Source organism: Pseudomonas sediminis, assembly GCF_002741105.1.
In the GTDB taxonomy this organism is placed as follows: Bacteria; Pseudomonadota; Gammaproteobacteria; order Pseudomonadales; family Pseudomonadaceae; genus Aquipseudomonas; species Aquipseudomonas sediminis.
Map to the genome: position 1 here is coordinate 85,010 of NZ_NIQU01000005.1, position 18,977 is coordinate 103,986.

Sequence of the window (18,977 nt, forward strand, 5' to 3'; positions counted from 1 at the left end):
TCGCGGTTGAGGCTTTCCACGGAATCACGCCCTGTAAGAGCTTTGGCCATGTAGAGGCATTCGCGCTTTGTCGAAGGGGCTTTAGTCGCGACTCGCCATCTGCACATCCAGCACCCGGATGCGCCCGGGCTCGGGGTAGTGCCAGTGCACGTCCAGATCCCAGAAGCGCGCGCCATACCGGCGCTCCGGCTCTGGCTGTTGGTAGGCCGGACGCGGGTCTTGCGCCAGGCATTGCTCGATTAGCTCCACCAGCGGTTCGTTCAGGCGCAGCGCATGCTGGCGCGCCGACGGCAATGCATCGGCATGCCATTCCACTGGGATCAGCCGTGGCGCGCTATCGGCCATGGCGTTGTGCGCATCGCTCACGCAGTCGGCGTAGGGCACGTAGGGCTTGATGTCCAGTACGGGCGTGGCGTCGAGCAGATCGATGCCGGACAGGTACAGCCGGCCCGGTTCGACCTTGTCCAGGCGTACCACCGATTGGCCGATGCCATTGGGGCGATGGGTTGCACGGGTACTGAACACGCCCACCGACTGATTACCGCCCAGGCGTGGTGGGCGCACCTTCAGCCGTGGCTTGTCCTCCAGCGCCTGGTGAAACAGAAACAGCAGCCAGACATGGCTGACCTGTTCCAGTCCCTGCACGGCTTCGCCCTGATCGAAAGGCGGCAACAGTTCCAGCACGCCGCGAGCGGCGGGAGCCAAGTGTGGCTGGCGGGGAATGGCGAACTTTTCCTTGAAGCAGGAGCGCACGATACCGACAGGCGAAACCAGATGCTGCATGGCGTCCTCTTAGCGGCTGCGCACAGGAGCGTCGTGCGCTACCCGGCAGCCGGCATCGCGGAAGGGGCCGGTGAAACGAATCCAGCCGTCACCAGGGCTGACCTGGGCGCAGGTCAGGTGGCCGTCGACCTTGCTCTGCCAGAGGAAGAAGGGGGCTGGCGCGGCCAGGGCGGGCAGGCTCAGGGCAAGTAGGGCGGTGAGTAACAGGGTACGCATGAGGGTGGTCTCCAGAGCGTGACGGACACAGCCTAACACGGCCTCAGAAGCGTTCCTTCTCACCCAGATAGCGCCACTGCCCGGAAGGCAGCTTGGCCATGGGTACGCCGCCGATACGGATGCGCTTCATGCTCAGCACTTTCAGGCCCAGGGCTGTGCAGATCTGCCGCAGCAGGTCAGGAGCCGGATTCTTCAAGGCGAAGCGCAGGCGCTGTTCGCTCTGCCAACTGGCCTTGCACGGTGGGAACTGCGTGCCCTTGTGCAACCAGCCTTTCTTCAGGCGTTCCAGCGCGCTGGCGGGCACCTCGCCGGCGACCTCGACCAGGTACTCCTGCTCCAGTTTGGCGGCATCCTCGCGCAGCTTGCGCTGTGTGCGCCAATCCTGGCTGAGCACCATCAGGCCGCTGGCGCCGGTCTGCAAGGGCAGGCTCTGTTCCTGGCGCAGGAAGTGGCCATGCAGGATGCGTTGGGCGTGCGGGTCTTGTTCCCAGTGTCGTTCGCGCACCAGCAGGTGTTGCAACTGTGCGGCGTTACAGCCAGCTGAGCCATGTACCAACAGGGTGACGGGCTCTACCGGCTCAAGCGTGGCATCCGGATGCAGCTCGACGCGCTGATCTTCGATCTTGAATTGCGGCGCTTCGACCACCTGGCCGTCCACCGTCACCCAGCCGCCAGTGATGTACAGATCGGCCTCGCGGCGCGAGCAGCCGAACAGTTCGATGACGCGTTTGGACAGACGGGTGGCTTCGCTCATGACGGCGCTCGACAAAAAGAAGGTCAGTGTACCGGCAAGGCGTTGCGCTGCCGGAAAGAAAAAGCCCCGCATGCTGCGGGGCCCGTCATGCAGGGATCTGGCTCAGACCAGCTCGCCCCACATATCGTACTCGTCGGCATCGACGATGCGCACACGCACCTTGTCGCCTGGCTTGACGTTGGGGGAGTCGATGAACACGCTGCCATCGATCTCCGGGGCGTCGGCCCAGGAGCGGGCTACAGCGCCTTCGCCGTCCACTTCGTCGACCAGCACGTCCATCTCCAGGCCGATCTTGGCCTGCAGACGCGCGCTGCTGATGGCCTGCTGATGCGCCATGAAGCGCTCCCAGCGTTCCTGCTTGACGTCATCCGGTACCGGCTCCAGGCCCATGTCGTTGGCCGGGGCGCCTTCTACCGGCGAGTACTGGAAGCAGCCGACGCGATCGAGCTGCGCCTCGGTCAGCCAGTCGAGCAGGTACTGGAAGTCTTCCTCGGTCTCGCCAGGGAAGCCGACGATAAAGGTGGAGCGGATGGTCAGCTCCGGGCAGATCTCACGCCACTTCTTGATGCGCGCCAGGGTCTTGTCTTCGAAGGCCGGACGCTTCATCGATTTGAGCACTTTCGGGCTGGCATGCTGGAACGGAATGTCCAGGTAGGGCAGCAGCTTGCCGGCGGCCATCAGCGGGATCACGTCATCGACGTTGGGGTAGGGATAGACGTAGTGCAGGCGCACCCACACGCCCATGGAGGACAGCGCTTCGCACAGTTCGAGCATGCGCGTCTTCACCGGCTGGCCGTTCCAGAAGTCCAGCTTGTACTTGAGGTCGACGCCATAGGCGCTGGTGTCCTGGCTGATCACCAGCAGCTCCTTGACGCCGGCTTTGACCAGGCGCTCGGCTTCGCTGAGCACGTCGCCCACCGGACGGCTGACCAGCTTGCCACGCATGGATGGGATGATGCAGAAGCTGCAGGTGTGGTTGCAGCCTTCGGAAATCTTCAGATAGGCGTAGTGACGCGGGGTGAGCTTGATGCCCTGCGGCGGTACCAGGTCGATCAGCGGGTTGTGCTCGGTCTTCGGCGGGATGACTTCGTGTACGGCGTTGACCACCTGCTCGTACTGTTGCGGGCCGGTGACGGCCAGCACGCTCGGGTGCACGTCGCGGATGCTGTCTTCAGCCACGCCCATGCAGCCAGTGACGATCACCTTGCCGTTCTCGGCCAGGGCTTCACCGATGGCGTCCAGCGACTCGGCCTTGGCACTGTCGATAAAACCACAGGTGTTGACCACCACCACGTCGGCATCCTGGTAGGTCGGCACGATCTCGTAACCTTCCATGCGCAGTTGGGTCAGGATGCGTTCGGAGTCGACAGTCGCTTTCGGGCAGCCGAGCGAGACGAAGCCGACTTTCGGGGTGGCGGTGGACATGCGGGCTAACCTCTAACGGGCGCCTTGTGGGCGCCTCTGATCAAAAAGTGCGCAATTCTAGCGGCGGATCGGGCACTTGACCAGAGGCGTCTTCACCTCAATTGCGCCCCGGCAGCATGCGCGTCAGGGTGTTATCGCGCACCACGTAATGGTGATACAGACCAGCGACCGCGTGCAGGCCGATCAGCCAGTAGCCGGCGCTGCCCGCCAGTTCGTGCAGTTCCTTGATCTGCCCGGCCAGTGCCTTGTCCGGGCCGATCAGTGCTGGCAGCTCCAGGCCGAAGAAGGGAATGGGCTTGCCGGCGGCGCTGAGAATCAACCAGCCAGCCAGCGGCGCACCGATCATCAGGGCGTACAGGGCCAGGTGCATCAGCTTGGCGAGCAGGTTCTGCCAGCTCGGTGGCGCGGGCTGGATGGCCGGGGTAGGGCTCAGCGCACGAGCGAGCAGGCGCAACCAGACCAGAGCGAAGACGCTCAGGCCGAGCATGAAGTGCCATTGCTTGAGCAATTCGCGGGTATCGCTACCTTTGGGGAAGTTGCCCTTGAGTTCGATGCAGGCGTAGACGGCGGCGATCAGGATCAGCATCAGCCAGTGCAGGCCGATGGACAGGCTTCCATAGCGTGGTGGGGTGTTCTTCCAGTTCATACAGGCTTCCTCGGTAATATCCTGCATCTGTGGCAGGTGTCTCCAGCTTAGGCCCGCTTGGCTTATGTGAAACTGAGGAAGATCAATATCCGGAAACGAAAAAGGCCACTCGTTTGAGTGGCCTTTATCTGAAGGTGGTTGCGGGAGCAGGATTTGAACCTACGACCTTCGGGTTATGAGCCCGACGAGCTACCAGACTGCTCCATCCCGCGGCGGCCATTCTACTCAGGGAGAGAGTGTTGTCAATCGGTTTCTTGCTTTTGATCGAAAATACTAATCGACAGGCAAACAAAAAGGCCACTCGYTAGAGTGGCYTTTTCGGAAGGTGGTTGCGGGAGCAGGATTTGAACCTACGACCTTCGGGTTATGAGCCCGACGAGCTACCAGACTGCTCCATCCCGCGGCCGCCATTCTACCGGTAGAGAGTTTTGCGTCAACTATTATCTTCAAAAAACTGTTTTCAACTCAGATGGTTAGCCTCAAACAACTGTTAGACTTCAGCGAGTTCGACCAGACCTGGCAAGGCTTTCGAGGGTGTTGTGCGCAAGATAATTCACGTTGACTGCGACTGCTTCTACGCCGCCATCGAGATGCGTGACGACCCGAGCCTGGCCAATCGTCCGCTGGCCGTTGGCGGTTCGGCTGACCGTCGTGGGGTGATCGCCACCTGCAACTACGAGGCACGTGCCTATGGCGTGCGTTCGGCGATGTCCTCGCGGCATGCGCTGAAGCTGTGCCCGGACCTGTTGATCGTCAAGCCGCGCTTCGAGGTGTACCGCTCGGTTTCCCGCGAGATTCACGGCATCTTTCGCCAGTTCACCGACATGATCGAGCCGTTGTCGCTCGACGAAGCCTATCTGGATGTCAGCGAGTCGGCGCATTTCTCTGGCAGCGCCACGCGCATCGCCCAGGAAATTCGCCGCCGCGTGGCGCAGGAGCTGCACATTACCGTGTCGGCCGGGGTGGCGCCGAACAAGTTCCTGGCCAAGATCGCCAGCGACTGGCGCAAGCCCAACGGGTTGTTCGTGATCACCCCGGATCAGGTCGACGATTTCGTTGCAGAGTTGCCGGTGAACAAGCTGCACGGCGTCGGCAAGGTCACGGCCGATAAGCTGACGCGCTTAGGCATTCGTACCTGCCTGGATCTGCGGGAGTGGAACAAGCTGGCGCTGGTGCGCGAATTCGGCAGTTTTGGTGAGCGCTTGTGGCGTTTGGCACATGGCATCGACGAGCGCGCCGTGCAGGTGGACAGTCGTCGCCAATCACTGAGCGTCGAGAATACCTACGATCAGGACCTGCCCGACCTGGAGGCCTGCCTGGAGAAGCTGCCGGCGCTTCTCGACGAGATGAACGGCCGTTTGCAGCGGCTGGACGCCAGCTATCGACCGGACAAACCCTTCGTCAAGGTCAAATTTCACGACTTTACCCAGACCACCTTGGAGCAGGCGGGGGCCAGTCGGGATCTGGAAAGCTATCGGCTATTGCTAAGCAACGCCTTCGCCCGGGGCGGCAAGCCGGTGCGGCTGCTCGGGGTGGGCGTCAGGCTACATGATCTGCGCGGGCGGCAGGAGCAGTTGGAGCTGTTCGCGTAGTTGCCGTCGTGGGAGGGGCTTTAGCCGCGAGGTTTTATCGCGGCTGAAGCCGCTCCTACAGGAACAGAGTGCGTCCTGTAGGGCGAGCGTCATGTCACTCCGCCCACAGGCGAATCGGTTTGCCGTTGGCCGGCCACAGTTGCAGTTGGCCGATGTCGTTGAAGTCCCAGCGCTGCACTTCAGTCAGTGCCGCGAGGAAGCGCTGCTCCTGCTCCATCAATGAGGGCGCGCACATCTTGCGGGTGCTGCCCGGGGTTTCGAAACGGACAGAGTCATCCTTCAGCGTGTAGCCAGCGAACCAGTGGTTGCAGCCGGCGTGACCGTGAGCGCGACCGTCAGCGGCAAAGGTCACGGTCAGGTGGCTGCGGTCTATCAGCGGGCGTTCGCCGATCCATTCCACTTGGTAGCTGCGTTCGGTTTCCAGCTGCGGTGCGTCGCTGGCGCAGCCTACCAAGGTGGCGGCGAGCAGGGCGAGGGGCAGGGCGCGGTTCATGCTGTCAGGCCTCCTGGCAGGTGCGGCATAGGTGACGACCGGCATCGTTGCGCCAGCCCAGCTCGGTGATGCGGGCTTCGGCGGCTGGCGCTTGCGCGGCTTTGCCAAGGGCCGCATCGACGGCGAATTCGAAATCCAGCTGCTTGCCGCAGCTGTCGCAGTTCACCTGCCAGTTATGGATGGCCAGTTCCTTGAACTGCGGACCCTTGCACACGGCCAGCCATTGGCCGGGCGGGTTGATCAGGTGACGTACTTTTTCCACGTCCAGACGCATGTGCAGGTCACGACTGCCCTTGAGGGTGACCAGCAGCACGTCATTGGCCTGGATCGAACCGCCGTTGCCGGTGACCTGGTAGCGGCCCGGCGCCAGTGCGCGGCATTCGGTGAGGGTGTGTTGCGGGTTGAGCAGGGAATAACGGAAATCGTGTTCGGCCATGGGTCCTCCGGATCAGCCGGCATGCTATCACGCGCCGGCCTTGACCTCATTGCTTGGCCGGCCGGCGAGCCAGGCCTTGATGTTGTCCAGGGTGGTGTGGGCGATGGCCGCGAGTGCCTCGTGGGTGAGAAAGGCCTGGTGCGCGGTGATGATGACGTTGGGGAAGCTCAGCAGGCGGGCCAGGGTGTCGTCCTGCAGCGGCAGGTCGGAGTGATCCTCGAAGAACAGCTCCGACTCTTCCTCGTAGACGTCCAAGCCCAGGTAGCCGAGTTGGCCGCTCTTCAGCGCTTCGATCAGCGCGGGAGCATCGACCAGGGCGCCGCGACCGGTGTTGATCAGCATGGCGCCGCGTTTCATCTGGGTCAGGCGTTCACGGTCGATCAGGTGGTAGCTGGCATCGGTCAGCGGGCAGTGCAGGCTGAGGATGTCGCTGCTGGCGATCACCTCGTCCAGCGGCGCCTGGCGTGCGCCCAGGGCCTCCAGCCCGCTCAGCGGGAACGGGTCGTGAATCAGCACCTGGCAGCCGAAGCCATGCATGATGCGGGCGAAGACCTGGCCGATCTTGCCGCCGCCGACCACGCCGACGCGCTTGCCATGCAGGTCGAAGCCGGTCAGGCCGTGCAGGGAAAAGTCCCCTTCGCGGGTGCGATTGAAGGCCCGGTGGGTACGTCGATTGAGGGCCATGACCAGGGCTACCGCGTGTTCGGCCACGGCGTGGGGCGAATAGGCCGGCACCCGCACGACCGGAAGGCCGAGACGCTGTGCCGCTGCCAGGTCGACATGGTTGTAGCCGGCCGAGCGCAGGGCGATCAGGCGCGTGCCATCAGCGGCCAATTGCTCCAGAACCGGGGCGGACAGGTCGTCATTGATGAAGGCGCAGACCACCTCGCTGCCTTTGGCCAATGCCACGCTGTCGGCGGTCAGGCGTGTTTCGTGGAACTGCAGATGCCAGTCGGGCGGGCAGTTTGCCGCGAGAAACGAGTCACGGTCATAGGGTTTGCTGCTGAACAGGCAGATGCGCATATGGGCTCCTCAGGCGCTTTGCGCGGCGGCTTCGCTCAGGCGCTCGATCGCTGCGTCCAGCTCGTCCAGAGCGCGCTGGGCTTCGGGGTCGTCCTGCTTGAGCAGCGTCTCGCTGCGCTGGCAGGCAGCGCGCAGCTGGGGCACGCCGCAGTAACGGGTGGCACCGTGCAGGCGGTGAACCCGCTCGATCAGCGTCGTGCGTTCACCGCTAGCGCGCGCCTGGCGGATGGCCTGACGGTCGCCGGGCAGACCCGCCAGCAGCATGCTCAGCATATCGGCGGCCAGGTCGGGCTTGCCGGCTGCCAGACGCAGGCCTTCCTCGTTGTCGAGCACCTTGGGTTGCGACTGCGCAGGGGCGGGCGGGGCCGCCTTGTGCGTTGGCGGGTTGCGCAGGTTAAGGCCGGTCCACTTGAGCACCACCTGGGCCAACTGGCGGTCGTTGATCGGCTTGGTCAGGTAGTCGTCCATGCCGCTCTGCAACAGGGCGCGCTTCTCGTTGGCCAGGGCATGGGCGGTGAGGGCGATGATCGGCGTGGTGCTGCGGCTCTGTTCGCTTTCCCATTGGCGAATTACTTCGGTAGCTTCGCGTCCATCCATGCCGGGCATCTGCACGTCCATGAACACCAGGTCGAAGCTGTCCTGCTGCACCGCTTCTATCGCCGCGTAGCCGCTGTCGACGGCAGTCACCTGGGCGCCAAGGTCATCGAGCAGGGTCTGCACCAGCAGCAGGTTCGCCGGGTTGTCGTCGACGCAGAGAATCTGTGGTCGGCGGGTATCGCTGATCACCACCGGCTCGCTGATCGGCCGTTGCGGGCTGACCAGTTCTATCAGCGCCTTGTGCAGCTTGCGAGTGCAAGGGGGCTTGGCCTGCAACTGGTTATAGGCGTCGGGCAGCGAGTCGTGGAACAGGCCCAGCTCGGTGGTCGGGCAGAGTACCAGCGCTTTGCAGCCGAGGCGGTCGAGGTCCCATATCCGTTGGCCGAGACTCTCGGGCGCGAGCTGGCTGGCGGTAATGCCCAGCACTGCCAGGCTCAGTGGGCGTTCGCGCGTGTGCTGGTTGTTCACCGCTTCGAAGAGCTGAGCGGGATCGGAGAAACTCTCCACCTCCAGGCCGCAGTCCTCAAGCTGGTGGGTCAGGGCCTGGCGCGCCAGTTCGTGACTTTCCAGCACGGCCACACGACGCCCTTGAAAGGCTGCGCGCGGCAGATCTTCGGCATCGTCGCGTGCCTTGGGCAGGGTCAGGGTGATCCAGAATTCCGAGCCTTCGCCTGGCGTGCTGTCGACGCCGATCTCGCCGCCCATCTGCTCGATCAGGCGCTTGGAAATCACCAGGCCGAGGCCGGTGCCGCCGGCCTGGCGGCTTAGCGAATTGTCGGCCTGGCTGAAAGCCTGGAACAGCGCGCGCAGGTCCTCATCCGACAGGCCGATGCCGGTGTCCATCACGCTGATGCGCAATTGTGCGCTGTCGGCGCTCTCGTCCTCGACCATGGCGCGCATGACGATGGTGCCTTCGCGGGTGAACTTGATCGCGTTGCTGACCAGGTTGGTCAGTACCTGCTTCAGGCGCAGTGGGTCGCCGCGCAGGGCCAGCGGCGTGTCGCGATAGATCAGGCTGACCAACTCCAGCTGCTTTTCATGGGCTGCGGGGGCGAGGATGGTCAGGGTGTCCTGTAGCAGATCACGCAGGTTGAAGGGGATGGATTCGAGCATCAGCTTGCCGGCTTCGATCTTGGAGAAATCGAGCACCTCGTTGATGATGCCGAGCAGGCTGTCGGCGGACTTCTCGATGGTCGACAGATAGTCCTGCTGGCGCGGGCTGAGCTCGCTCTTCTGCAGCAGGTTGGTGAAGCCGAGAATGCCGTTGAGCGGGGTGCGGATCTCGTGGCTCATGTTGGCCAGGAATTCGGACTTGATACGGCTGGCTTCCAGGGCCTCCTTGCGCGCGAAGTCCAGTTCGATGTTCTGGATCTCGATGGTTTCCAGGTTCTGGCGCACGTCTTCTGTGGCCTGCTCGATGCTGTGTTGCAGTTCTTCCTGGGCGTTCTGTAGCGCCTCGGCCATGCGGTTGATGCCAGAGGCCAACTCGTCCATTTCATGGCTGCCCAACGGTGGCAGGCGGGTTTCCAGATGGCCGTCCTTGAGCTGTGCGACCCCGGCCTTGATCGCGCGTAGCGGGCCATTGATGCTGCGGCTCATGCGCAGAGCGAGCAGGGCGGTGACGGCAAGGCCGCCGGCGATCAGCAGCAGACTGGCGAACAGACTGCGGTAGCCGCTGAGCAGTGTGCCCTGGTGCGAAAGCTCCAGCTCGACCCAGCCGAGCAGCTCCAGTTGACTGTCCTCGCCGAGGGTGTCGCTGAGCACCAGGTGCTGGTCGTAGACCGGCAGCAGAAAGCGCGTGGCATCCTGGCCGCTGAGCAGGCTGACGCCCGGCTGGCCGCTGGGCGAGGGGTTGAGCATGCTGGGTCCGGCGTGTGCCAGAGAGGCGCGCTCGGGGGCAAGAAAACCAACCGCGCGGACGTCCGGGTGCTCCAGCGCCTGCTGGGCGATGCGCTCGAGCTTCTTCACGTCCTTCTGTTCCAGTGCCGGGGCCGCCAGGGGGGCCAGGTGTTCGACCAGCATCTCGCCGCGCTGCAGCAGTTGAGTCTGCAAGCCCGATAGCTGCACCCAGGTGAAATAACCGCCCAGCACCAAGGCCAGCAGGCTGGTGGGCAGCAGGGTGAGCAGCAGTACGCGCCCTTTGATGCTGAGATCCTTGAACACGACCTTCCTCCTTCGGAACATCTGGGCAGTGTAGCGATTCGGCGCGACGGAATCTGTAGGTGAGAGATTTACGTTTAGTAGATAGAATTGTTCGCATTCAATTCCTTCCGGTTGACCACCATGATGACCCGAACACCTACCTCGGCTCGCATCCTTGCCGTCGAGGATGACCCCTTGCTCGCCAGCCACGTGCAGTCGCACCTGATGAGCTGCGGGTTTGACGTGACCTTGAGTCACGATGGCAGCGAAGGTTTGCAGTTGGCCGAAAGCGAAGACTTTGATCTGGTGCTGATGGACATCCTTCTGCCCGGCACCAATGGCCTGGAGGTGCTGCAGCGCTTGCGCCAGCGCCGCAGCGTGCCGGTGCTGCTGATGTCGGCCCTGGGCGATGAGCAGAATCGCATCGCCGGGTTCAGTCAGGGTGCCGACGATTATCTGCCCAAGCCTTTCAGCCTCGGTGAACTCAGCGTGCGGGTCGAGGCGATTCTGCGTCGGGTCGCTTATGAGCGTCGTGAGCAGCACCTCGGCAGCGTCGACGGTGGCTTGCAGTTCGATGAAGGGCGCAGCGATGTCGCCTTCTCAGGTGCATGGGTGGGCCTGACGCCCAGTGAGTACCGCGTGCTGGAGTTACTCTGGCGGCATCGCGACGAGGCCCTCAGCAAGCCCTTCCTTTATCAGCAGGCGTTGCGCCGTGCCTATTCCCAGCACGACCGCAGCCTGGACATGCACGTCAGCCACATTCGGCGCAAATTGCAGGCGGTCGGTTATGAGGCCACGCGTGTGAATACCGTCTGGGGCAAGGGCTACATCCTGACACAGGCCGGGCCATGAGCCTGCCGGGACGTCACTCGCTGTTGTGGCGGCTGGCTGGTGCGTTGGCGCTGTTCTGCCTGCTGCTGGTCAGCCTGCATGTGGATGTAGGGCGGATGCTGCTCGAGGCGACCTCCTATCTGCCCGACTCGACCCGGCATATGCTCAGGGATGAGGCGCGGCAGGCCGAACGGGCCTGGCGAGAGGGCGGGGCGCCTGGCGTTGATGCCTATTTACAACACCTGCATGAGCGTGAGCGGGTCTGGGCCGTGGTGGTCGATGAGCACAAGCACTCGCTGGCCTCGCGACCACTGACCGATGAAGAACAGCAGCGCCTGGATTTTGTGCGCAAGCTGGACTTTCCCGTGGGCCGGCCGGGCGGTACGCCGACCTTCTACGTGCCCTTCAGCGATGGAAAGACCCGTCTGGTCATGGCGTTGCCGCAGCGCTTGAATCCACGCAAGTACAACGAGCTGTGGGAACTGCTCCTGCAGCGGGTACTGCCAGCGGTCTTGGCGGTGGTCGTGGCACTGCTGCTTTATCGGCTGTTGATCGCCCCCTTGGCGACCCTTCGACGCCAGGCTGCCGCTCTGAGTGCTGGTGATCTGTCTGCCAGGCTTGGCCCGCCGGTCACCGGGCGCAAGGACGAGTTGGGCGAGCTGGCGCGAAGCTTCGACCATATGGCGGAGCGCCTGCAGGGTACCGTCGCTTTTCAGCGCCAGTTGCTGCGCGACCTGTCCCATGAACTGCGCACGCCTTTGAGCCGCTTGCGCGTGGCCGGAGAGAACGAGCGTGACAACGATGCATTGCGCCAGCGCCTGGCACGTGAAGTGGATGCGATGGAAAAACTCGTCGGCGATGCGCTGGAGCTGGTCTGGCTGGACACCGAGCGACCGCAACTGCCCAGCGAAGAGGTGGATGTAATCCGGCTGTGGGATGTGCTGCGCGAGAACGCCGGCTTCGAAACCGGCTGGCCACTCGCGCGTATGCCCTGCGATCTGCAGGTATGTTGCCGAGTGCGCGGCAATCTCAATGGCTTGGCGCAGGCGCTGGAAAACATCCTGCGCAATGCCATCCGACATTCGCCGCACGGCGGGTTGGTTCGCCTCGCTGGCCAGCAGGAAGGCGATCATTGGTTGCTGTGGATCGAGGATCAGGGGCCGGGTGTGGCAGAAAGCGAGCTGGAGACCATCTTCCGTCCGTTTACCCGTCTCAGCACCGCCAGGCCGGGCGGCGACGGTTTCGGCCTGGGCCTGGCCATCGCCCGTAGCATGATCGAGACACAGGGCGGGCGCGTCTGGGCCGAGAACGGCAGGCATGGCTTGCGCGTATCGCTGCGCATGCCGGCGGTCTGATCACGCCGAACAGCCGCTGGTTACGTTCGCTGGGTGATGCCGCGGCGGGTTCGGCGTATCATGACGCCCCTTCGCGTCAGTCTGGATTCGAGCGACCCATGACCCTGCAATTCCCCACCATTGCCGACTGCATCGGCAATACCCCTCTGGTACGTCTGCAACGCCTGGGCGGTGACACCAGCAATACCTTGCTGGTCAAGCTGGAAGGCAACAACCCGGCCGGTTCGGTCAAGGATCGTCCGGCCTTGTCGATGATCAATCGCGCCGAGCTGCGCGGCGCTATCCAGCCCGGCGATACCCTGATCGAAGCCACCAGTGGCAACACCGGCATTGCCCTGGCCATGGCCGCGGCGATCAAGGGTTACAAGATGATCCTGATCATGCCGGACAACTCCACCGCCGAGCGCAAGTGGGCGATGACCGCTTATGGCGCCGAGCTGATCCTGGTCAGCAAGGAAGAGGGCATGGAAGGCGCGCGTGACCTGGCCGAGAAGCTGCAGGCCGAGGGCCGCGGCAAGGTGCTCGACCAGTTCGCCAATGGCGACAATCCCGAGGCGCACTACAGCGGTACCGGCCCCGAGATCTGGCGCCAGACCGGCGGGACCATCACCCATTTCATCAGCTCCATGGGCACCACCGGCACCATCATGGGCACCTCGCGCTACCTCAAGGAGCAGAACCCTGCGATCCAGATCGTCGGTCTGCAGCCGCAGGAAGGCTCGGCCATTCCCGGCATTCGTCGCTGGCCCGAGCAATACCTGCCGAAGATCTATCAGGCCGAACGGGTCGATCAGGTGATGGACATGGGCCAGGCCGAGGCCGAGCACGTCATGCGGCGCCTGGCGCGGGAAGAGGGCATCTTCTGCGGCGTGTCTTCCGGTGGCTCGGTGGCCGGCATGCTGCGCCTCTCGCAGCAGCTGGAGAACGCGGTGCTGGTGGCTATCATCTGCGACCGTGGCGACCGTTACCTGTCCACCGGCGTTTACGAAGAACCGGCGCGCTGATGGCCAGACGCAGCTCCAACCTGCGCTTTCAGCCCAGCGGCGGCAGCCGTGCGGCGCAGGTGCCGGTCGGCAAGAAGCAGAAGCTGTCCATCGAGCGTCTGGCCGGTGACGGCCGCGGCATTGCCTTCGAAGGCGGGCGCACCTGGTTCGTCAGTGGTGCACTGGCCGGCGAAGAAGTCGAGGCGCGGGTACTCGCTGCCCGCAGCCAGACTGTCGAGGCGCGCGCCGAACGCATCATCGCTGCCAGCAGCGAGCGCCGCGCAGCGCCCTGCGTGCACGCTGACCGTTGCGGCGGCTGCAACCTGCAGCACATGCCCCATGCCGATCAGTTGGCCCTGAAACAGCGCACGCTGGCCGAGCAGTTGTCACGCCTGGGCGGCGTGCAGCCAGATGAGTGGGCGGCGCCGCTGACCGGTCCTGAATTCGGCTACCGCCGCCGCGCGCGCATTGCCGTGCGCTGGGATGCCAAGGCGCGTCAACTGCAGGTCGGCTTTCGTGCCGAGGCCAGTCAGGACATCGTCGCCATCGACGACTGCCCGGTGCTGGTACAGCCCTTGCAGCCTATTCTCACTGCGTTGCCGGCGCTGTTGCGCAGTCTGGAGAAGTCACAGGCAGTCGGACACGTGGAGCTGTTCAGCGGTACGGCCGAAGCGCTGCTGCTGCGCCACACTGCCGCTCTGACGGAGGCTGATCTGAGTCGCCTGCGCGCGTTTTGCAGCGAGCATCGCGCGCAGCTGTGGCTGCAGGGCGAGGGGCAACCCCAGCCTGAAGACCAGGCCGCTGAGCTGGGCTTCATGCTTGAGCGCTGGCAGCTGCACTTGGCCTATCGGCCGGGTGACTTTGTGCAGGTCAATGGTCTGGTAAACGAGGCGATGGTCGCTCAGGCGCTAGACTGGTTGGCAGTGCAGCCTGGCGAGCGGGTGCTGGATCTGTTCTGCGGCTTGGGTAATTTCGCCCTGCCGCTGGCGCGGCAGGCCGCTGAAGTGGTGGCTGTGGAGGGTGTCGAGGCGATGGTGCAGCGTGCCGCAGGCAACGCGCAAAACAATGGTTTGGACAACGCGCACTTTTTCCGTGCCGACCTGTCCAACCCGCTGGCTTGCGAGGCCTGGGCGCAGGGCGGTTTTACGGCGGTGCTGCTTGACCCGCCACGCGATGGTGCGTTGCAGGCGGTGCGCGGGATGACGGAGTTGGGCGCACGGCGCCTGGTTTACGTCTCCTGCAACCCGACCACCCTGGCGCGCGATGCCGCCGAACTGGTGCAACAGGGGTATCGTTTGCGCCGTGCCGGGATTCTCGACATGTTCGCGCAGACCGCGCACGTCGAGGCGATGGCTTTATTCGAGAAACCCGAGGTCTAGGCCTCGGGCCAAAGCGGTACGTTCGGTACCGCAGGGATGCGCAGGACGCGCATTCTTTCAGTTAATCCGACCGGCTCAGAGAAGGCCGGCGACTGCTCGGTGCGACCTAAGCGCACCGTAGGGAAGGTAAGACGATGGTTCAGGTGAGAGCGCATCAGCCGGTCAACGATGACGGCAGCATCAACCTCGAGGCCTGGTTGGAGCATGTCACCCGCGTCGATCCGGCGCTGGATCGTCAGGCGCTGCAAGAAGCCTGCGAATTCGCCCGTGATCTGGAGCAACAGGCCAACACCAATCAGCATCACTGGAGCGAGGGCGCTTCGACATTCCGCGCCGGTCTCGACATCGCGGAAATCCTCGCCGATCTCAAGCTCGACCAGGATTCGCTGGTCGCCGCGGTCATCTATCGCGGCGTGCGCGAGGGCAAGATTACCCTGGCCGCGGTGCATCAGCGCTTCGGTCCGGTGGTGGCCAAACTGATCGAAGGCGTGCTGCGCATGGCGGCGATCAGCGCCAGTATCAACCCGCGTGAATCGGTCGTGCTCGGCTCGCAGACGCAGGTGGAGAACCTGCGCAAGATGCTGGTGGCCATGGTCGACGACGTGCGCGTGGCCCTGATCAAGCTGGCCGAGCGCACCTGCGCCATCCGTGCGGTCAAGGAGGCTGACGAGGAAAAACGTCAGCGCGTGGCACGTGAAGTGTTCGACATCTACGCGCCGCTGGCCCACCGCCTGGGTATCGGTCATATCAAGTGGGAGCTGGAGGATCTGTCCTTCCGCTACCTGGAGCCGGAGCAGTACAAGCAGATCGCCAAGCTGCTGCACGAGCGTCGCCTCGATCGCGAGCAGTACATCAACGACGCCATGGCGAATTTGCGTCAGGAGCTGGAAGCCACCGGCATCAAGCCCGACATCAGTGGGCGGGCGAAACACATCTATTCGATCTGGCGCAAGATGCAGCGCAAGGGCCTGCAGTTCAGCCAGATCTACGACGTGCGTGCGGTGCGCGTGCTAGTGCCGGAGGTGCGCGACTGCTACACCACCCTGGGTATCGTGCACACCCTGTGGCGGCATATTCCCAAGGAGTTCGACGACTACATCGCCAACCCCAAGGAAAACGGCTACCGCTCGCTGCACACCGCCGTGCTCGGCCCCGAAGGCAAGGTGTTGGAGGTGCAGATACGCACCCACGCCATGCACGAAGAGGCCGAGCTGGGCGTCTGCGCGCACTGGCGCTACAAGGGTACCGACGTCAAGTCCGGCTCCAACCACTATGAAGAGAAGATTTCCTGGCTGCGTCAGGTCATCGAGTGGCACGAGGAACTGGGCGATATCGGCGGCCTGGCCGAGCAGTTGCGCGTGGATATCGAGCCGGACCGGGTCTACGTCTTCACCCCTGACGGCCACGCCATCGACCTGCCCAAGGGCGCGACGCCGCTGGACTTCGCCTACCGCGTGCATACCGAGATCGGCCACAACTGCCGGGGCGCCAAGATCAACGGCCGTATCGTGCCGCTGACCTACAGCCTGCAGACCGGCGAGCAGGTGGAGATCATCACCAGCAAGCAGGGCTCGCCCAGCCGCGACTGGCTCAACCCCAACCTGGGCTACGTCACCACCAGCCGCGCGCGGGCGAAGATCGTCCACTGGTTCAAGTTGCAGGATCGCGACCAGAACGTCGCCGCCGGCAAGCAACTGCTTGAGCGCGAGCTGGCACGCATGGCCCTGGTCGGCGCGGATTTCGACAAGCTGGCCGAGAAGGCCAACCTGAAAACCGCCGAGGACCTGTTCGCTGCACTGGGTGCTGGCGACGTGCGCCTGGCCCATGCGGTCAACCTGGCGCAGCAACTGGTCGAGCCGGAGCGCGGCAACGAGCAGTTGGAGTTGATCCCGCGCAAGGCGCAGGGCTTCAAACCGGGCAAACGCGGCGACATCCAGATCCAGGGCGTCGGCAACCTGCTGACGCAGATGGCCGGCTGCTGCCAGCCGTTGCCGGGCGATCCCATCGTCGGCTACATCACCCTCGGCCGTGGCGTCACCATTCACCGTCAGGACTGCCCAACGGCGCTGCAGCAGACTGCGCGCGAGCCGGAGAGGATGATTCAGGTGAGCTGGGGGCCGGTACCGGTGCAGACCTACCCGGTGGAAATCGTCATCAAGGCTTACGACCGCTCCGGTCTGTTGCGAGACGTCACCCAGGTGCTGCTCAACGAGAAGCTCAACGTGCTGGCGGTCAACACGCGTTCGAACAAGGAGGACAACACCGCCTCCATGTCGATCACCGTGGAGATTCCAGGGCTCGATGCCCTGGGTCGTCTGCTGGCGCGTATCGGTCAGCTGCCCAATATCATCGAGGCGCGTCGCCACCGCGTATCCTAGCGAGAGCTTTCATGTATCGAGTCGACGACCTGCTGCACCTGATGGCCCGTCTGCGTGATCCGCAGCACGGCTGTCCGTGGGATTTGAAGCAGAACTACGCGAGCATCGTGCCCTACACCCTGGAAGAGGCGTACGAAGTCGCCGATGCCATCGAGCGCAGCGACTTCGAGCATCTGCCGGGTGAGCTCGGCGACCTGCTGTTTCAGGTGGTCTACTACAGCCAGCTGGCGCAGGAAGAGGGACGCTTCAACTTCGCTCGGGTGGTCGATGGCATCACCAGCAAGCTGATCCGGCGCCATCCGCATGTATTCCCCGACGGTGATCTGTACGGGGCGCCGGACGCCGCCAAGCTGGAGGAAGCTGCGGTCAAGCAGCGCTGGGAAGAGCTAAAGGCCGAGGAACGCGCCGAAAAGGCCGCTGCACCCGAGCAGCTATCCCTGCTAGATGATGTACCGACGGCGCTGCCGGCGCTGTCGCGTGCGGCCAAACTGCAGAAGCGTGCGGCCCAGGTCGGCTTCGACTGGCCCGATGCTTTGCCGGTGGTGGACAAGGTGCGCGAAGAGCTGGATGAAGTGCTCGAAGCCATGAGCGAGAACGATGCCGAGGCGGTTGCTGAGGAGATCGGCGATTTGCTGTTCGTCGTCACCAACCTGGCGCGCCACCTGAAGGTGGACCCGGAAGCTGCGCTGCGCGCGGCCAACGGCAAGTTCGAGCGGCGTTTTCGCTTTATCGAACAGAGCGTACGTGAGGCTGGGCGCAATATGGACGGTTGCTCGCTGGAGGAGTTGGACGCCCTGTGGGGCGAGGCGAAGAAGCTGGAGAAGCGGTCGCCTGGCTGTTGAACCCTATAGACGGCGGCGTTCCGATTTATCCGCGAAGCCTTTGCTGTCCGCCTTTCGCGGCTGAAGCGGTTCGCCGTCCGGTCGCTCCTAAAGGCTGGAGCCGCCGCTGCTTAGCCCTTATGCTGGGCGCCTTGGACTGGCAGCGCGAATCTGCGTCGCTGCCGCAACTGAATCATGTTCGGGATCTTTAGTCATGGGTCTTTCCCTGCGCGACCAGCTGCTCAAAGCCGGCCTGGTCAATGAAAAACAGGCCAAGCAGGCTGGCAAGCAACAGCAAAAGCAGAAGCGTCTGGTGCAAAAAGGCCAGGCCGAACTGGATGACAGCACACGCCAGGCCGCGCTGCAGGCGCAAGCCGAAAAGGCCGCACGTGATCAGGAGCTGAATCGTCAGCAGCAGGAAAAAGCCGAGCAGAAAGCCCGCACAGCGCAGGTCAAGCAACTGATCGAGCTTTCACGCCTGCCCAAACTCGATGGCGAGGATTACTACAACTTTGTCGATGACAAGAAGGTCAAGCGCCTGCCGGTCAACACCATGGTGCGCAACAAGCTGTCCAACGGCTGGCTGGCCATCGTCCGACATGGCGGTGGTTACGAGATCATCCCGCGCGAGGCCGCGCTGAAGATTCAGGAACGTGATGCTTCGCGTATCGTCCTGCTCAACACCCATGTCGAAGAGCCGGATGCCGATGATCCTTACGCGGCCTATCAGATTCCCGATGATCTGATGTGGTAATACCGCATCACAGGACGCCGTAGGGTGCGCCGTGCGCACCGCGATGCCATGCGATCAGCAGCGATTGCCGCTCAACAGCACCCGACCAAAACTGGCGCCTGCATCCTGTGGGGTGATCGCCAGCAGGCGATCCATGCGCAGGCGTTGCTCGCCGTCGGCTGTATGTACCAGAAGAAACTCTTCCTTGCTCGCCGTGGTTTCGGTGGTCAAGGCCTGGCCCATTAGGGTCGAGCCGTCGACCAGTTCGATATCCAGTTGATAGCGGTGCATGCAGGCGATCTCCAGATAGTCGTAGAGATCACAGGCCAAGGGTTGGTAGTTGTCCATCGAGTCGTCCTCCGCGCTGGCTAGAGCCTAGCCGAGAAATTA

At 63.6% G+C, this 18,977-nt stretch carries 18 protein-coding genes and 2 tRNA genes; 8 read left to right on the forward strand and 12 right to left on the reverse strand.

Features of this window, described 5'->3' with window-relative positions; genetic code table 11:
- Positions 1–81 precede the first annotated feature (81 nt).
- From tsaA to CDO35_RS13630, 7 genes are all read right to left on the reverse strand, one after another.
- A complete protein-coding gene (gene tsaA / locus CDO35_RS13600) occupies positions 82–783 on the reverse strand; it encodes a tRNA (N6-threonylcarbamoyladenosine(37)-N6)-methyltransferase TrmO (RefSeq protein ID WP_099525250.1) in 702 nt (233 codons plus the stop codon).
- Positions 784–792: 9 nt separating this feature from the next.
- Entirely contained in the window at positions 793–999 is a 207-nt protein-coding gene (locus tag CDO35_RS13605; protein WP_099525251.1) for a hypothetical protein, read from the reverse strand.
- 43 nt (positions 1,000–1,042) lie between these two features.
- Positions 1,043–1,753 carry an rRNA pseudouridine synthase gene (locus CDO35_RS13610; RefSeq protein ID WP_099525252.1) on the reverse strand — a complete coding sequence of 237 codons (711 nt, stop codon included), beginning with the start codon at positions 1,751–1,753 and terminating at the stop codon, positions 1,043–1,045.
- 102 nt (positions 1,754–1,855) lie between these two features.
- Positions 1,856–3,178 carry a 30S ribosomal protein S12 methylthiotransferase RimO gene (gene rimO / locus CDO35_RS13615; RefSeq protein ID WP_099525253.1) on the reverse strand — a complete coding sequence of 441 codons (1,323 nt, stop codon included), beginning with the start codon at positions 3,176–3,178 and terminating at the stop codon, positions 1,856–1,858.
- A gap of 97 nt (positions 3,179–3,275) precedes the next feature.
- Positions 3,276–3,824: a cytochrome b gene (locus tag CDO35_RS13620; RefSeq protein WP_099525516.1), complete on the reverse strand. Its 549-nt coding sequence runs from the start codon at positions 3,822–3,824 to the stop codon at positions 3,276–3,278.
- A gap of 135 nt (positions 3,825–3,959) precedes the next feature.
- Positions 3,960–4,036, reverse strand: a tRNA-Met gene (locus CDO35_RS13625).
- A 114-nt stretch (positions 4,037–4,150) separates the two neighbouring features.
- Positions 4,151–4,227 (reverse strand) — tRNA-Met (locus tag CDO35_RS13630).
- Between the two features lie 136 nt (positions 4,228–4,363).
- Between CDO35_RS13630 and dinB the strand changes: the two genes are divergently transcribed.
- Positions 4,364–5,416, forward strand: coding sequence for a DNA polymerase IV (dinB, locus tag CDO35_RS13635; protein WP_099525254.1), 1,053 nt, complete (start codon positions 4,364–4,366; stop codon positions 5,414–5,416).
- A gap of 94 nt (positions 5,417–5,510) precedes the next feature.
- On the opposite strand, the gene CDO35_RS13640 is transcribed toward dinB, so the two are convergent.
- From CDO35_RS13640 to CDO35_RS13655, 4 genes are read right to left on the reverse strand one after another with little or no spacing between them, the layout of a single operon-like run.
- A complete protein-coding gene (locus tag CDO35_RS13640; protein WP_099525255.1) occupies positions 5,511–5,909 on the reverse strand; it encodes an META domain-containing protein in 399 nt (132 codons plus the stop codon).
- A 4-nt stretch (positions 5,910–5,913) separates the two neighbouring features.
- Positions 5,914–6,345 (reverse strand): hypothetical protein, encoded by a 432-nt coding sequence (locus tag CDO35_RS13645; RefSeq protein WP_099525256.1) that lies wholly within the window; start codon positions 6,343–6,345, stop codon positions 5,914–5,916.
- 27 nt (positions 6,346–6,372) lie between these two features.
- Positions 6,373–7,368, reverse strand: a complete 996-nt coding sequence (locus CDO35_RS13650; RefSeq protein WP_099525257.1) for a 2-hydroxyacid dehydrogenase — start codon at positions 7,366–7,368, stop codon at positions 6,373–6,375.
- Positions 7,369–7,377: 9 nt separating this feature from the next.
- Positions 7,378–10,128, reverse strand: a complete 2,751-nt coding sequence (locus tag CDO35_RS13655) for a response regulator (RefSeq protein ID WP_099525258.1) — start codon at positions 10,126–10,128, stop codon at positions 7,378–7,380.
- 120 nt (positions 10,129–10,248) lie between these two features.
- On the opposite strand from CDO35_RS13655, the gene CDO35_RS13660 reads away from it, so the two are divergent.
- The 7 genes from CDO35_RS13660 (at position 10,249) to CDO35_RS13690 (ending at position 18,608) form a co-directional block, all read left to right on the forward strand.
- Positions 10,249–10,959, forward strand: coding sequence for a response regulator transcription factor (locus CDO35_RS13660; protein WP_099525259.1), 711 nt, complete (start codon positions 10,249–10,251; stop codon positions 10,957–10,959).
- A complete protein-coding gene (locus CDO35_RS13665) occupies positions 10,956–12,293 on the forward strand; it encodes a sensor histidine kinase (protein WP_099525260.1) in 1,338 nt (445 codons plus the stop codon). Before CDO35_RS13660 ends, CDO35_RS13665 begins: the two co-directional genes overlap by 4 nt.
- A gap of 98 nt (positions 12,294–12,391) precedes the next feature.
- Positions 12,392–13,297 (forward strand): cysteine synthase CysM, encoded by a 906-nt coding sequence (gene cysM / locus CDO35_RS13670; RefSeq protein ID WP_099525261.1) that lies wholly within the window; start codon positions 12,392–12,394, stop codon positions 13,295–13,297.
- Complete coding sequence (gene rlmD, locus CDO35_RS13675) at positions 13,297–14,655, forward strand: 23S rRNA (uracil(1939)-C(5))-methyltransferase RlmD (RefSeq protein WP_099525262.1); 1,359 nt, start codon at positions 13,297–13,299, stop codon at positions 14,653–14,655. Before cysM ends, rlmD begins: the two co-directional genes overlap by 1 nt.
- Positions 14,656–14,789: 134 nt before the next feature.
- Positions 14,790–17,033, forward strand: a complete 2,244-nt coding sequence (relA, locus tag CDO35_RS13680) for a GTP diphosphokinase (protein ID WP_099525263.1) — start codon at positions 14,790–14,792, stop codon at positions 17,031–17,033.
- An 11-nt stretch (positions 17,034–17,044) separates the two neighbouring features.
- Positions 17,045–17,875, forward strand: coding sequence for a nucleoside triphosphate pyrophosphohydrolase (gene mazG / locus CDO35_RS13685; RefSeq protein WP_099525264.1), 831 nt, complete (start codon positions 17,045–17,047; stop codon positions 17,873–17,875).
- A 193-nt stretch (positions 17,876–18,068) separates the two neighbouring features.
- Positions 18,069–18,608, forward strand: coding sequence for a DUF2058 domain-containing protein (locus CDO35_RS13690; RefSeq protein WP_074914125.1), 540 nt, complete (start codon positions 18,069–18,071; stop codon positions 18,606–18,608).
- A 54-nt stretch (positions 18,609–18,662) separates the two neighbouring features.
- Here CDO35_RS13690 and CDO35_RS13695 read toward each other — a convergent pair whose 3' ends face one another.
- On the reverse strand, positions 18,663–18,935 hold the full coding sequence (locus CDO35_RS13695) for a Rho-binding antiterminator (protein WP_099525265.1): 273 nt from the start codon (positions 18,933–18,935) through the stop codon (positions 18,663–18,665).
- Positions 18,936–18,977 lie beyond the last annotated feature (42 nt).